The organism is Streptomyces sp. NPDC036813, from assembly GCF_055609245.1.
The window spans coordinates 324,781-338,111 of record NZ_JBVJPV010000004.1; the positions used below are offsets into that span (position 1 = coordinate 324,781).

Sequence of the window (13,331 nt, forward strand, 5' to 3'; positions counted from 1 at the left end):
CCGTCTCGCTCACGCCCCCGTCCACGCCGCCGCGATGCGCGCCGCCAGCCGTACGTTGCCGCGCACCGCCGCAAGGTTGGCGCTCAGCGAGGCGCCCTCGGTGTGCCGCACCAAGTAGTCGAGCAGGAACGGTGTGACCGCCTGCCCGCTCACACCCTCCGCCTCGCACGCCTGCAGCGCCTCCGCCAACACACGCGCGTGCAGCTGCGGATCCAGCTGCTCCGCCTCGGGCACCGGGTTGGCGACGATCAGCGCGGACCCTTGCGCCCCGAGTGCGTCCTGCGCCCGCATCACGGCGGCCACCTGCTCGGGCGTGTCCAGCCGCCAGTCCACGGGATGACCGGAGTCGGACAGATAGAAGCCGGGAAAGCGGTCCGTGCCGTACCCGGCCACCGCCACGCCCAGCGTCTCCAGTCGCTGCAGCGTCGCCGGCACGTCCAGGATCGACTTCACGCCCGCGCACACCACTGTGATCCGCGTGCGGGCCAGCAGCCCCAGGTCGGCGGACTCGTCCTGGGTGACGGTCCACTGCCGGTGTACGCCCCCGAGGCCGCCCGTGGCGAACACCCGCAGGCCGGCCAGCGCCGCGAGCTGGGCGGTCGCCGACACCGTGGTCGCCCCGCTCGCCCCGGACGCCACTGCCAGCGGCAGGTCGCGGTGGCCCAGCTTGCGGATGCCGTCCTCGTTCGCGACCCGCTCCAGCTGTTCCTTGTCCAGGCCGACGAACGGGGTGCCGTCCAGGACGGCGATCGTCGCCGGCACCGCGCCTTCCTGCCGTACGGCGGCCTCCAGCTCCAGCGCCACCCGCAGGTTGCGCGGCCGCGGCAGCCCGTGCGCGATGATCGTGGATTCCAGTGCCACCACCGGCCGGCGCGTGGCGACCGCCTCCCGCACCTCTTCGGACACCACCAGCACGGCTGAGCCTCCTGTCTGTCGGTCCTGCCTCATCTCTGGCGGGCGGCGGCCCCGGTCAAACCCTTGCGGCGGCCCACGACGACGATCAACCTGGACGCATGACGGACAACTCGCCACGTCTTGACCATGTCGTCGTGTGGGTGCGCGACCCGGTCGCCGCGGCCGGCTTCTACGAGAAGGCGGTCGGCCTCGCACCGGTCCGGCTCGCCGAGTTCTCCGACGGCCGGGCGCCCTTTCCTTCCGTGCGGGTCAACGACGAGACGATCATCGACCTGATGCCGCTGAGCACGGCCCAGCGGATGACGGTGCTGCCCGGCGCCGCTGACAGCGCGGGTCACCCGGTCAACCACATCTGCCTGTCGCTGACCCGGGACGCCTTCGACGCCCTGCGCGTCCGTCTCCAGGAGGGCGCCGTCCCGGTCTCCGACCTGGCCCTCGACTCCTTCGGTGCCCGGGGTGCGGCCCGCCGCAGCTTCTACTTCCGCGACCCCGACGGCAACATCTTCGAGGCCCGGCACTACGACTGAGCCGGCCCCGGAGCGCCGGTGCCCCGGCCGTCCGCCCCCTCAGAACAGCGGCTCGGGCAGCACTCCCTCCAACGCGAGCAGCTTGCGCTTGGTCTCCAGCCCGCCTCCGAATCCGCCGATCCCGCCGTCGCTCTCCACCACCCGGTGGCAGGGCACGACGACCGGCAGCGGATTGGCCCCCATCGCCATCCCGACCGCCTGGGCCGCGCCCGGCTGGCCGACCCGGCGGGCCAGGTCGCCGTACCCGACGACCGTGCCGTAGGGCACCCCCTCGGCCAGCTCGCGCAGCACCTGGCGGTTGAAGCCGGAGATGAGCGACCAGTCCAGGGGCAGCGCGAAGTCCCGTCGCGTGCCGGAGAAGTATTCCTCGACCTGGCGTATCGCCTCCGTCAGCAGCGGTGAGCCGGGCGCCTCGACGGGCTCGGCACCCAGCCGGTCCGCGAGCCGCTCCAGCGCCCGGTGGCGGACCGCCTCCCTCGCGTGGAACACGACGCTGACCAGACCCTCGCCGGTCGCCGCGAGCAGCAGCGGGCCGATGCCGGTATCCACGACGGCCCACACGACCCGCTGCTCGTCACCCCCATGCCTGTTCATGCGACCACCGTACGACCCGCCACTGACAACGCCCCCGGAGCGGACCCGACGGCCCGGCGTCGCCTACCCCTCGAGCGCCGTGCGCACCACGTCGGGCTTGTTGGAGATGATGCCGTCCACTCCGTACCCGGCGGCCTTGCGAGCGCTGTCCGCGTTGTCGACGGTCCAGGTGGAGACCTCCAGCGGCTTGCCGTGCGCGCCGACGAGGGCGTGGACGGCGTCGACGTAGGAGGTGGAGATGGAGCTGAACGTCGGGTTGATCTCGTCGACGAAGCCCGCGTAACTCGGCAGGTCCACCACGTTCGGGGTGCCGAGGAAGCCGGTCTTCACGGCCGGCTTCAGCTGGTGCACCGTGCGCACGCTGTCCGCGCTGAAGCTCTGGATCACCAGGCGGTCCGCGACGTGTGATGCGTCGAGCCAGCCCTCGTTGGCCAGCAGCTTGAGGGTCTGGCGTTCGATGCCCGGGTACAGCTCGGGGTTCTTCAGCTCCAGCAGGAGACTCTCGTGGTTGTGCTCGACCCGGCGCATGTACTGAGCCAGCGTCGGCACGCGCGTGCCCGCGAACTCGGGGCCGAACCAGCTGCCCGCGTCCAGACGGGCGATCTCGGCGGCGGTGAAGTCCTTCACCTTCCAGGGCGCGCGGTCGGGATAGAGCTCCTCGACGTTGGTGGTGCGCTTGAGGCTGTCGTCGTGGATCACGACGAGCTTGCCGTCCTTGGTGCGCTGGACGTCGTTCTCCACCCAGTGGAAGCCGAGCGCGGCCGCCTTGTCGATGGCGGGCAGGGTGTTCTCGGGGGCGTAGGCCGAGGCGCCACGGTGCGCGATGACCACGGGGGGCTCGCTGACGACGGCGTGGGTGCCGGGTGCGGTGAACAGAAGGATGGCGCTGGCCAGGAGCGCGGTGGTCGTGGCGGCAAGTGCGCGCGCGTGCATGCGGACTCCTCGCGTCGGACGATCACAGACAACGATCACAGACAGCTCAACTCTGACAGCAGAGCGTCAGCGACGGGGGAGCGCAGAATGGCCACAGATTGAATGGAGTTGCCCAAGTCCGCTCACTGCGGGCGCACATCTGAGGTAAGGGCGTGTTTCTTTGCCGGAAAATCGTTCGACCATTCCGGTGGGGGTCATACTCTCTGCCTCAACCCTGGCCGCTGGTGCGTGCCCGGGAGGGGGTGCATTTCAGGAGATTCCCGGGCGGAACAGGCGGAAGGGCAGCCGCGCATGCAGGGCACGGTCGACGGATTCAGCTACGGACTCGTCACACCGGTGGTGGCCTACCTCATGGCCTGCCTCGGTGGCGCCCTCGGTCTGCGCTGCACCACCCGCGCGCTGCTCCACACCCACTCGTGGCGCCCGGGCTGGCTCGCCCTCGGCTCGGCGGCGATCGGCTCCGGCATCTGGACGATGCACTTCGTGGCGATGATGGGCTTCAGCATCGACCAGGCCCCGATCCACTACGACAAGCCCACGACCTACGCGAGCCTCGGCGTCGCCATCGTCATGGTCGGCATCGGGATCTTCATCGTGGGCTACCGGGGTGCCACCGGGACGGCGCTGTTCACCGGCGGCACCATCACCGGCCTCGGCATCGCCTCCATGCACTACCTCGGCATGGCCGGCCTGCGATTCGACGGGCGACTGGAGTACAACACCGTCACTGTCGCCGCCTCCGTCGCCATAGGCATGGCCGCCGCCACCGCCGCCCTGTGGGCAGCAGGACAGGTCCGGGGCTTCCTGTGGAGCGTGGGCGCCAGTCTGATCATGGGCCTCGCCGTCAGTGGCATGCACTACACCGGCATGGCCGCCCTCAGCGTCCACCTCCACGGCACCGGCGCCCCCGGCGAGGGCGACTCGCCCGCGTCCCTGCTCGCCCCGATGCTGATCGGGCCGCTCGCCTTCCTGTGCCTGGCCGCGGCCGTGGTGATCTTCGACCCGCAGATGGTCGCGGGCCGGCTCTCCCGGCCGGACGCCGGACCCCGGCCCGGGGTCCCCGCCCGCACCACCGCCCACGGGCCGGTGCGCCGCGCGCCCCAGCGGATCGACCGCGACCTGGGCCGACGCCGCTCGCGGGCCCCGCAGAACCGCTGAGCGGACCCCGTTGTCAGTGGCGGGTCGTACGGTTGATGTCATGCGGCCCGTTTCCCACATCGAACGCACGGTGGCGCCCATCGAGGTCGTCAGCCCCTACCAGCCCAACGGTGACCAGCCGACGGCCATCGCCGACCTGGCACGGCGCATCCAGGCCGGTGAGAAGGACGTCGTCCTGCTGGGCGCGACCGGCACCGGCAAGTCCGCCACCACCGCGTGGATGATCGAGAAGCTCCAGCGCCCCACCCTGGTGATGGCGCCGAACAAGACGCTGGCCGCCCAGCTGGCGAACGAGTTCCGCGAGCTCCTGCCGAACAACGCGGTCGAATACTTCGTCTCGTACTACGACTACTACCAGCCCGAGGCGTACGTCCCCCAGTCGGACACCTACATCGAGAAGGACTCCTCGATCAACGAGGAGGTCGAGCGGCTGCGCCACTCCGCGACCAACTCCCTGCTCACCCGGCGAGACGTCGTCGTGGTCGCCTCCGTCTCCTGCATCTACGGCCTGGGCACGCCCCAGGAGTACGTGGACCGCATGGTCCCGCTGAAGGTCGGCGCGGAGATCGACCGCGACGAGCTGCTGCGCCGCTTCGTCGACATCCAGTACACGCGCAACGACATGGCCTTCAGCCGTGGCACCTTCCGGGTCCGCGGCGACACCATCGAGATCTTCCCGGTCTACGAGGAGCTGGCCGTCCGCATCGAGATGTTCGGCGACGAGATCGAGGCGCTCACCACGCTGCACCCGATCACCGGCGAGATCATCAGCGACGAACAGCAGCTGTACGTCTTCCCCGCCTCCCACTACGTCGCCGGCCCCGAGCGCATGGAGCGCGCCATCAAGGGCATCGAGACCGAGCTGGACGAGCGCCTGGCCGAGCTGCGCAAGCAGGGCAAGCTCCTGGAGGAGCAGCGGCTGCGCATGCGCACCACCTACGACCTGGAGATGCTCCGCCAGATCGGCACCTGCTCCGGCGTCGAGAACTACTCGATGCACTTCGACGGCCGCGCCCCCGGCACTCCGCCGAACACGCTGCTCGACTACTTCCCGGAGGACTTCCTCCTGGTCATCGACGAGTCGCATGTCACGGTCCCGCAGATCGGCGCCATGTACGAGGGCGACGCCTCCCGCAAGCGCACCCTCGTCGAGCACGGGTTCCGGCTGCCGTCCGCGCTGGACAACCGGCCGCTGAAGTGGGAGGAGTTCCAGCAGCGCATCGGGCAGACCGTCTACCTGTCGGCCACCCCCGGCACCTACGAGCTGTCGCGCTCCAAGGGCGTGGTCGAGCAGATCATCCGCCCCACCGGCCTGGTCGACCCCCAGGTCGTCGTCAAGCCCACCGAGGGCCAGATCGACGACCTGGTGCACGAGATCCGCAAGCGGGTCGAGAAGGACGAGCGCGTCCTGGTCACCACGCTCACCAAGAAGATGGCCGAGGACCTCACGGAATACTTCCTGGAGCTCGGCATCCACGTGCGCTATCTGCACAGCGACGTCGACACCCTCCGCCGCGTCGAGCTGCTGCGTGAGTTGCGCTCCGGCGAGTTCGACGTCCTGGTCGGCATCAACCTGCTGCGTGAGGGACTGGACCTGCCCGAGGTCTCCCTGGTGGCGATCCTCGACGCCGACAAGGAGGGCTTCCTGCGCTCGGGCACCTCGCTGATCCAGACCATCGGCCGCGCCGCTCGTAACGTCTCCGGCGAGGTCCACATGTACGCCGACAAGATCACCCCGGCGATGGAGAAGGCCATCGAGGAGACCAATCGTCGCCGGGAGAAGCAGGTCGCCTACAACAAGGCGAACGGCATCGATCCGCAGCCGCTGCGCAAGAAGATCAACGACATCGTCGCGCAGATCGCCCGCGAGGACGTCGACACCGAGCAGCTGCTCGGCACCGGCTACCGGGCGAAGAAGGACGGCCGCGGCACCAAGGCGCCCGTCCCGTCCCTCGGCGCGCACACGGCCAAGGCGGCCAAGAGCACCAAGGCCACCAAGACCGCCAAGGGCAAGGCCAAGGAGACCGTGCCCACCGACAAGCCGGCCACCGAGCTCGCCGGGCAGATCGAGGAGCTCACCGAGCGGATGCGCGCCGCCGCAGCGGACCTGCAGTTCGAGATCGCGGCCCGGCTGCGCGACGAGGTCTCCGAGATGAAGAAGGAGCTGCGCCAGATGAAGGAGGCGGGCCTGGCCTGACGGTCGTGATCGCCCCTCCCGCCGGACCCCGGTGTGCACGCACTGTGTTGCAAGACCGACACAAAGCATGCGCCGGGGTTCGGCACTGTCAGTGCCGCTGCGTAGGGTTCTGATCAACCGCGAACCGTGCGGCAACAGGGGACTGCTCGAGAGGGGAATCAGCGCGTGACCGTCAACTTGACCAAGGGTCAGGCCATCAGTCTGCAGAAGAACGACGGTGGCAGTCTGACCGCGGTGCGCATGGGCCTCGGCTGGCAGGCGGCCCCCCGCCGCGGCCTGTTCGGCTCCCGCACCCGCGAGATCGACCTCGACGCCTCCGCCGTCCTCTTCGCGGACAAGCAGCCGGTCGACGTCGTCTTCTTCCGCCACCTGGTGAGTGACGACGGCTCCGTGCGTCACACCGGCGACAACCTCGTCGGCGGCGTCGGCCAGGGTGGCGACGACGAGGCCATCCTCGTCGACCTGCAGCGCGTCCCGGTCCACATCGACCAGATCGTCTTCACGGTGAACTCCTTCACCGGCCAGACCTTCCAGGAGGTGCAGAACGCGTTCTGCCGCCTGGTCGACGAGACCAACGGCCAGGAACTGGCCCGCTACACGCTCGCGGGCGGCGGCGCCTACACGGCCCAGATCATGGCGAAGGTGCACCGGTCGGGCAGCGGCTGGACGATGACGGCCCTGGGCTCCCCGGCCAACGGCCGCACCTTCCAGGACCTGATGCCGACCATCTGGCCGCTGCTCTAGACACATCGACAGGGCGGGTACGGGCGGCGCGCCGCACGACACGGTGACACCGAGGGGGACTTGAGCGATGACGGCTGAGCTGGTGCGGGGGCAGAACCACCCGCTGGACCAGGTGCGCCTGGAGATCCGGGTCTCGGCCGGAGCCCCGGTCGTGGCCGCCGCGACGCTCGTCGACGAGGCCGGCAAGGTGCGGGGACCGGAGTCCGTGATCCACCCCGGCGCTCCCGTGCTGCCGGGGCTCGAAGTCCCCAGGCAGGCGGCCGCGGCCCACCGTCTCGCGGTGGACCTCGGTGCCGTGCCGGACGCCGTGCACCGCGTCGACGTGCTGCTGGCCCTGCCCACCGGCACCGGCGGTCCGGTGCGCTTCGGCGCGGTCGCCGCCCCGTTCGTCGCGGTCACCGGCCTCGACGGTGGGGAGGTCGCCACCTTCACTCTGACCGGCCTGGACACCGAGTCCGCGGTCATCGCCCTGGAGCTGTACCGCAGACAGGACGCCTGGAAGGCCCGCGCGGTCGGCCAGGGATACGCCGGCGGTCTTGCGGAACTCCTCGCCGACCAGGGACTGGCCGAGGCCCGGCAGGTGGCGAACGACATCAACGAGGCGGTGACACAGGGGTTCACCCGCTCCGTGCAGGCGCCGCGTCTCCCGGACGGCGCGCCTACCCGTCAGCCGGCGGCCCCGACACAGGCCGGGCTCACCACCCAGGGGGACCCGGCCCCCCACGACGGTCCGGCTCCGCACGGCGGTTCGGCTCCGCAGGGCACGCCCGGTCCGGTGGCATCGCATCCCGCAGGCGTCCCCCCGCAGCCGGCCGGCGTCCCCGCGCACGCCGCTGGAGCCGTGAGCGAACCGGGCGCCGTATCGGACCGGCCGTCACCGTCGGCCACCGGAAGCCCGGTCGACTACACCCACCCGGGGCGGCGGCAGACCGCCCCGCCCCCGCCCGCGCCGAGCGCTCCCGCCGCGCAGCCGGGACAACCCGCCCGGCCCGTCGCCGGTGACGCGACCGGCTGGACGATGGACGAGCGGCTCTACAACCAGGTGTGGGGCATGTTCGAGGACTTCGCCCGCACGGCCGCCGCCTACCGCAGCGCCGTCGACTTCGCGGAGACCCGGCAGGAGAAGGAGCTCGACCGGATCCTGTCCGACCCCCGCAGCAGGATCGGCGGCCAGGGGGACGCGGCACGTGAGGAGGCGCGCGCCCGGTACGGCGCGCTCGTCGAGCAGGCACGGCAGGCGTTCGACCGGGACGTGGCCCAGCTGGTGGCAGAGGCGGAGGTCGTGGAGCCGGCTCTGCCGCCCGCGTACGCCCGCTGGGACAGCCCGGTCTGGCACGGCTACCGGGTGCCGATGGAGATGCCGATGGCACTGCGCCTGGGCGATCTGACCCTGCCCGAGAGCGACCGGCTGCGCATCCCGATGCTGGTGCGGCTGCCGTTGGAGCGTGGCCTGTGGATCGACAGCGGGCGCGTGGCCTCGGAGGCCGGGGCCTTCACGGACGATCACGAGAGCCGACGGCTGGCGGTGGAGGCGGCGGTCGCGCATGCAGCACGGCTGCTGGCCGCGTATCCGGCGGGGGAGTTCACCGTCCATGTGATCGACCCGGCCGGTGCGGCGGCACACGCGCTGGCGCCGCTGACGGACACCGGCGTGCTCGCCGGGCCGCCGGCCGTGGGCGCCGCCGGTGTGGCGGAGGTGCTGAGCCGCCTGACGCAGCGCGTGGACCTGGTGCAGATGGCGATTCGCGGCGGCGCGGCCGACTCCCTGCCGCCCGGCTTCGACACCGCCCAGCAGCTGCTGGTGGTCAACGACTTCCCGCACGGCTTCGACGACCGCGCCGTGACCCAGCTGCGCTACCTCGCCGACGAGGGGCCCTCCGTCGGCGTGCATCTGATGATGGTCGCCGACCGCGAGGACGCCGCCGGTTACGGTCCGTTGCTCGATCCGCTGTGGCGAGCCCTGCTGCGGCTGACCCCGGTGGCCGACGACCACCTGGCCGACCCGTGGGTCGGGCACGCCTGGACGTACGAGCCCGCGCTGGTGCCGGCCGGAAGCCAGGTGCTCCGCCAGGTGCTGACCCAGGTGTCGGCCGAGCGTACCAAGTACGTGTAAAGCGCCTCCCATCAGGGATTTTGATCCTTTCTTTGCCAATCACTTTACCTTTCCTTGGTGATTCGGTACTGTTGATGGCACGGAGGGGAGTACTCCCTGTCGCTGCGGCGTCCCCGTCAATACGGATCACCATTGATCCCGGGGCGTCGGCCCGTCCGCGGGTGGAAGAGACCTCCGGTAGCGATGACGCCGGCTACGTGCCGTGATGACTGCCGGAGGTGCAGTGGACGTTTCCATGACCCTGTGGGTCCTGACCATCGTGGGCCTCGCCGCCCTGATCGCGGTCGATTTCTTCATCGGCCGCAAGCCGCACGACGTGTCCATCAAGGAAGCCGGTATCTGGACGGTCGTCTGGATCGCCCTCGCGGGGCTCTTCGGACTCGGCCTGCTCGTCTTCGGAGGCGGACAACCCGCCGGCGAGTTCTTCGCCGGCTTCATCACCGAGAAGTCGCTGAGCGTGGACAACCTCTTCGTGTTCGTCCTGATCATGGCGAAGTTCGCGGTGCCGTCGCAGTACCAGCAGCGGGTGCTCCTCGTCGGGGTGCTCATAGCCCTGGTCCTGCGGGCCGTCTTCATCGCCGCGGGCGCCGCGATCCTCGCCAGCTTCTCGTGGGTCTTCTACCTCTTCGGGGCCTTCCTCATCTGGACCGCCTGGAAGCTGATCCAGGAGGCCCGGGCCGACGAGGAGGACGAGGAGTACGAGGAGAACAAGCTCCTGAAGGCCGTCGAGCGCAGGTTCGGCGTCGCGGACCGCTACCACGGCACCAAGCTGTGGATCCAGCAGAACGGCAAGCGGGTCATGACCCCGATGCTCGTGGTCATGCTCGCGATCGGCACCACCGACGTGCTGTTCGCCCTGGACTCCATCCCCGCGATCTTCGGCCTGACCCAGGACCCGTACATCGTCTTCACGGCCAACGCCTTCGCGCTGATGGGCCTCAGGCAGCTGTACTTCCTCATCGGCGGCTTGCTGAGGAAGCTGGTGCACCTGAGCTACGGGCTGTCGATCATCCTCGGCTTCATCGGCGTCAAGCTGGTGCTGCACGCGCTGCACGAGTCGGGCGTCCACGTCCCGGAGATCAGCATCCCGGTCTCCCTCGGCGTCATCCTCGCCGTCCTGCTCGTCACGACGCTCACCAGTCTGCGGGCCTCCCGCAAGCAGGCGGCCGTCGAGGCGGCGGAGCAGCACAGCACCGACGCCCCGAAGGACAACGTCCAGGCATGACAACGCCGGCCGGCCGCGCCTGACAACCGCGGCCCACGGCCCGCCTGACAACCACCGTGGGCGGCCGCGCGTGGCAAGCACCGTCGGCGGCCGCGCGTGGCCAACGGCCGCACCAGCCCGACGGCCGTCGGTCCAGCCCCACGGCCGCGGCCCGCCCCGCCCGACAGGCGCGCCCCTTCCGTCTCTCACCGTCCCTCACCGACCACGACCGAGAGGAGACGCCCTATCCCGCGCAGCAAGGACCCCCTCAACCAGACCTCGGCACCGGAAAGCGCCGGACCGGAGCACGGGCCGGACGATCGGAATGCGAAGGCCGCCCCCCTCTGCGACGATCGGCCCATGATCGCTCGGCTCAGGTCGCTCACCGCCCAGTGGACGTCCCTCGTGCCCGCCCTCGCGGTCGTGCTGTTGATTTTCACCTGGGGACGCGACATGCCCGGCGCGGTCGTCGCCGTGATGACGGTGGTCCTCGCCGGTTCCGTCCTGGCCGCTGTCCATCACGCCGAGGTGGTCGCCCACCGGGTGGGGGAACCCTTCGGATCCCTGGTGCTCGCCGTCGCCGTCACGATCATCGAGGTCGCGCTGATCGTCACCTTGATGGCCGACGGTGGCGACAAGTCCGCCACCCTCGCCGCCGTGATGATCACCTGCAACGGCGTCGTCGGGATCAGCCTGCTCGTCGGCTCGCTGCGCCACGGCACCGCGATCTTCAACCCGGAGGGCACCGGCGCCGCCCTCGCCACGGTGGCGACCCTGGCGACGCTCAGCCTGGTGCTGCCGACGTTCACCACGAGCAAGCCGGGACCGGAGTTCTCCCCGGCACAGCTCACCTTCGCCGCACTGTCCTCCCTGATCCTGTACGGGCTGTTCGTGGCGACACAGACCATGAGACACCGTGACTACTTCCTCCCGCTCACCCGGGAGGGCCAGGTCATCACCGAGGACGACCACGCGCAGGCTCCGTCCGCCCGGACGGCGAAGATCAGCCAGGGCCTGCTGGGCCTGGCCCTGATCGGCGTGGTGGGCCTCGCCAAGGGAGTGTCCCCGACGATCGAGAAGGGCGTGGCCGCCGCCGGGCTGCACCACGCCGTCGTCGGTGTCATCATCGCGCTGCTGGTGCTGCTGCCCGAGACCATCGCCGCGGTGCGCTCCGCGCGCCGCGACCGGGTGCAGACCAGCCTGAACCTGGCGCTCGGTTCCTCCATGGCCAGCATCGGCCTGACCATCCCCGCGGTCGCCCTGGCGTCCGTCTGGTTGTCCGGACCCCTGGTCCTCGGCCTCAACTCGCTCCACATGGTGTTGCTGGCCCTGACCGTGGTGGTCGCCTCGCTGACCGTCGTGCCGGGCCGCGCCACACCTCTCCAGGGAGGCGTGCACCTGGTGCTCTTCGCGGCGTATCTGGAGCTGGCGATCAATCCCTAGGGGGCGTCTCCGGCGCCGGCGGTCAGTCCACGGCCGGGCTGACGACCGGCACCGGCACCGGGCGGGTCTCCGGCAGCAGGGCGAAACAGCCGAGGCTGAGCAGCGCGATCCCGGTGAGATACGCGCCGACGCCCCACGGCACCCGCCCGCCCCGCTCGGCCAGCGCGGTCGCCACGATCGGGGTCAGCGCGCCCCCGAGGACCCCGGCGAGGTTGTAGCCGACCGCGGCGCCCGTGCACCGCACCCGCGGCTCGTACAGCTCGGGCAGGTAGGCGGCGATAACGGCGAACATGGTGACGAACGCGATCAGGGCGCCCGCGATGCCGAGGAACATCGGCAGCGGCTCGCCCGTGGCGAGCAGCGCGACCATTGGAAACATCCAGAGCGCGGAGGCCGCACACCCCGTCAGACACAGCGGCCGCCGCCCGAAGCGGTCACCCAGCATCGCCGCCAGCGGCGTCAGCGCGCCCTTGAGCACCACGGCCGCCATGATGCAGCCCAGCATCACCGGGCGGCTCACCCCGAGCCGCTCCGTCGCGTAGGCCAGCGACCAGGTCGTCACGGCGTAGAAGATCGCGTAACCGGCGGCGAGCGCACCGGCCGTCAGCAGCACCAACCGCCCGTGGTGGCGCACGATCTCGGCGAGCGGCACGCGCGCGTGGTCGTCGATCTCCAGGAACCGCGGGCTCTCGGCGAGCGACGACCGCAGCCACAGCCCCGCCAGCGCCAGCACGCCTGCCGCCCAGAACGGCACCCGCCACCCCCAGGCGGCGAACTCGGCGGCCGTGAGCAGCGAGGCGAGGGCCAGCACCATCGCGTTGGCGAGCAGGAACCCGACCGCCGGCCCAACCTGCGGAAAGCTCGACCACAGTGCGCGGCGCGCCGCCGGGGCGTGCTCCGCGGTGAGCAGCACCGCACCGCCCCACTCGCCGCCGAGTCCGAGCCCCTGCACGAACCGCAGCACGACCAGCAGCAGCGGGGCGGCGGCGCCGATCGTGCCGTACGACGGCACACAGCCGACGCCCACCGTCGCGGCCCCCGTGAGCAGCAGGGAGGCGATCAGTACCGGCCGCCGCCCGCGCCGGTCCCCGATGTGCCCGAAGAGCACCGAGCCGAGCGGGCGGGCGACGAATCCCACGCCGAACGTCGCGAAGGCGGCCAGGGTTCCCGCCAGCGGTGAGAAGGCGGGGAAGAACAGCGGGCCGAGGACCAGGGCGGCCGCGGTCCCGTAGACGAAGAAGTCGTAGAACTCGATGGCCGTGCCCGCGAGCGAGGCGACCGCGAGCCGTGGCATGGACGGTGTCCTCGCGCTGCGTACGTCGTGCATGCCGCGTCAACCACCCGCGCTCACCCACGGTTACGGGGCGCGTGGAGGCACTGGGCCACGCAGCGGGCGACGGTGATGCGCCGGCAGGGAAAGGGGAGGGCCCGTCGGCGGGCCGGGGGCACCGTGATAAACCGAGGAGCGAGCAGCGGCCCCGCCGGGCCGCCGCCCCCGACCGG

11 protein-coding genes are annotated in these 13,331 nt (G+C 71.0%); 7 read left to right on the forward strand and 4 right to left on the reverse strand.

Annotation, left to right across the window (positions count from 1 at the left end):
- Positions 1-9: 9 nt before the first annotated feature.
- Positions 10-915 carry a pseudouridine-5'-phosphate glycosidase gene (locus ACZ67Q_RS11465; protein ID WP_471179634.1) on the reverse strand — a complete coding sequence of 302 codons (906 nt, stop codon included), beginning with the start codon at positions 913-915 and terminating at the stop codon, positions 10-12.
- Between the two features lie 98 nt (positions 916-1,013).
- On the opposite strand from ACZ67Q_RS11465, the gene ACZ67Q_RS11470 reads away from it, so the two are divergent.
- Positions 1,014-1,442, forward strand: a complete 429-nt coding sequence (locus tag ACZ67Q_RS11470; RefSeq protein WP_471179636.1) for a VOC family protein — start codon at positions 1,014-1,016, stop codon at positions 1,440-1,442.
- A 39-nt stretch (positions 1,443-1,481) separates the two neighbouring features.
- Here the strand turns inward: ACZ67Q_RS11470 and ACZ67Q_RS11475 are convergent, their stop codons facing one another.
- Positions 1,482-2,036 (reverse strand): methylated-DNA--[protein]-cysteine S-methyltransferase, encoded by a 555-nt coding sequence (locus ACZ67Q_RS11475; RefSeq protein WP_471179638.1) that lies wholly within the window; start codon positions 2,034-2,036, stop codon positions 1,482-1,484.
- Positions 2,037-2,099: 63 nt separating this feature from the next.
- A complete protein-coding gene (locus ACZ67Q_RS11480; RefSeq protein ID WP_471179640.1) occupies positions 2,100-2,969 on the reverse strand; it encodes a glycerophosphodiester phosphodiesterase in 870 nt (289 codons plus the stop codon).
- Between the two features lie 291 nt (positions 2,970-3,260).
- On the opposite strand from ACZ67Q_RS11480, the gene ACZ67Q_RS11485 reads away from it, so the two are divergent.
- The 6 genes from ACZ67Q_RS11485 (at position 3,261) to ACZ67Q_RS11510 (ending at position 11,828) form a co-directional block, all read left to right on the forward strand.
- Entirely contained in the window at positions 3,261-4,127 is an 867-nt protein-coding gene (locus ACZ67Q_RS11485) for an MHYT domain-containing protein (protein WP_471179642.1), read from the forward strand.
- A gap of 40 nt (positions 4,128-4,167) precedes the next feature.
- Positions 4,168-6,324 carry an excinuclease ABC subunit UvrB gene (gene uvrB, locus ACZ67Q_RS11490; RefSeq protein WP_471179644.1) on the forward strand — a complete coding sequence of 719 codons (2,157 nt, stop codon included), beginning with the start codon at positions 4,168-4,170 and terminating at the stop codon, positions 6,322-6,324.
- Between the two features lie 165 nt (positions 6,325-6,489).
- Positions 6,490-7,068 (forward strand): TerD family protein, encoded by a 579-nt coding sequence (locus ACZ67Q_RS11495; RefSeq protein ID WP_471179646.1) that lies wholly within the window; start codon positions 6,490-6,492, stop codon positions 7,066-7,068.
- A 67-nt stretch (positions 7,069-7,135) separates the two neighbouring features.
- Positions 7,136-9,181: a TerD family protein gene (locus ACZ67Q_RS11500; RefSeq protein ID WP_471179648.1), complete on the forward strand. Its 2,046-nt coding sequence runs from the start codon at positions 7,136-7,138 to the stop codon at positions 9,179-9,181.
- A 223-nt stretch (positions 9,182-9,404) separates the two neighbouring features.
- Positions 9,405-10,406, forward strand: a complete 1,002-nt coding sequence (locus tag ACZ67Q_RS11505; protein ID WP_471179651.1) for a TerC family protein — start codon at positions 9,405-9,407, stop codon at positions 10,404-10,406.
- Between the two features lie 339 nt (positions 10,407-10,745).
- Complete coding sequence (locus ACZ67Q_RS11510) at positions 10,746-11,828, forward strand: calcium:cation antiporter (protein ID WP_471179652.1); 1,083 nt, start codon at positions 10,746-10,748, stop codon at positions 11,826-11,828.
- A gap of 22 nt (positions 11,829-11,850) precedes the next feature.
- On the opposite strand, the gene ACZ67Q_RS11515 is transcribed toward ACZ67Q_RS11510, so the two are convergent.
- Entirely contained in the window at positions 11,851-13,122 is a 1,272-nt protein-coding gene (locus ACZ67Q_RS11515) for an MFS transporter (protein ID WP_471179654.1), read from the reverse strand.
- Positions 13,123-13,331 lie beyond the last annotated feature (209 nt).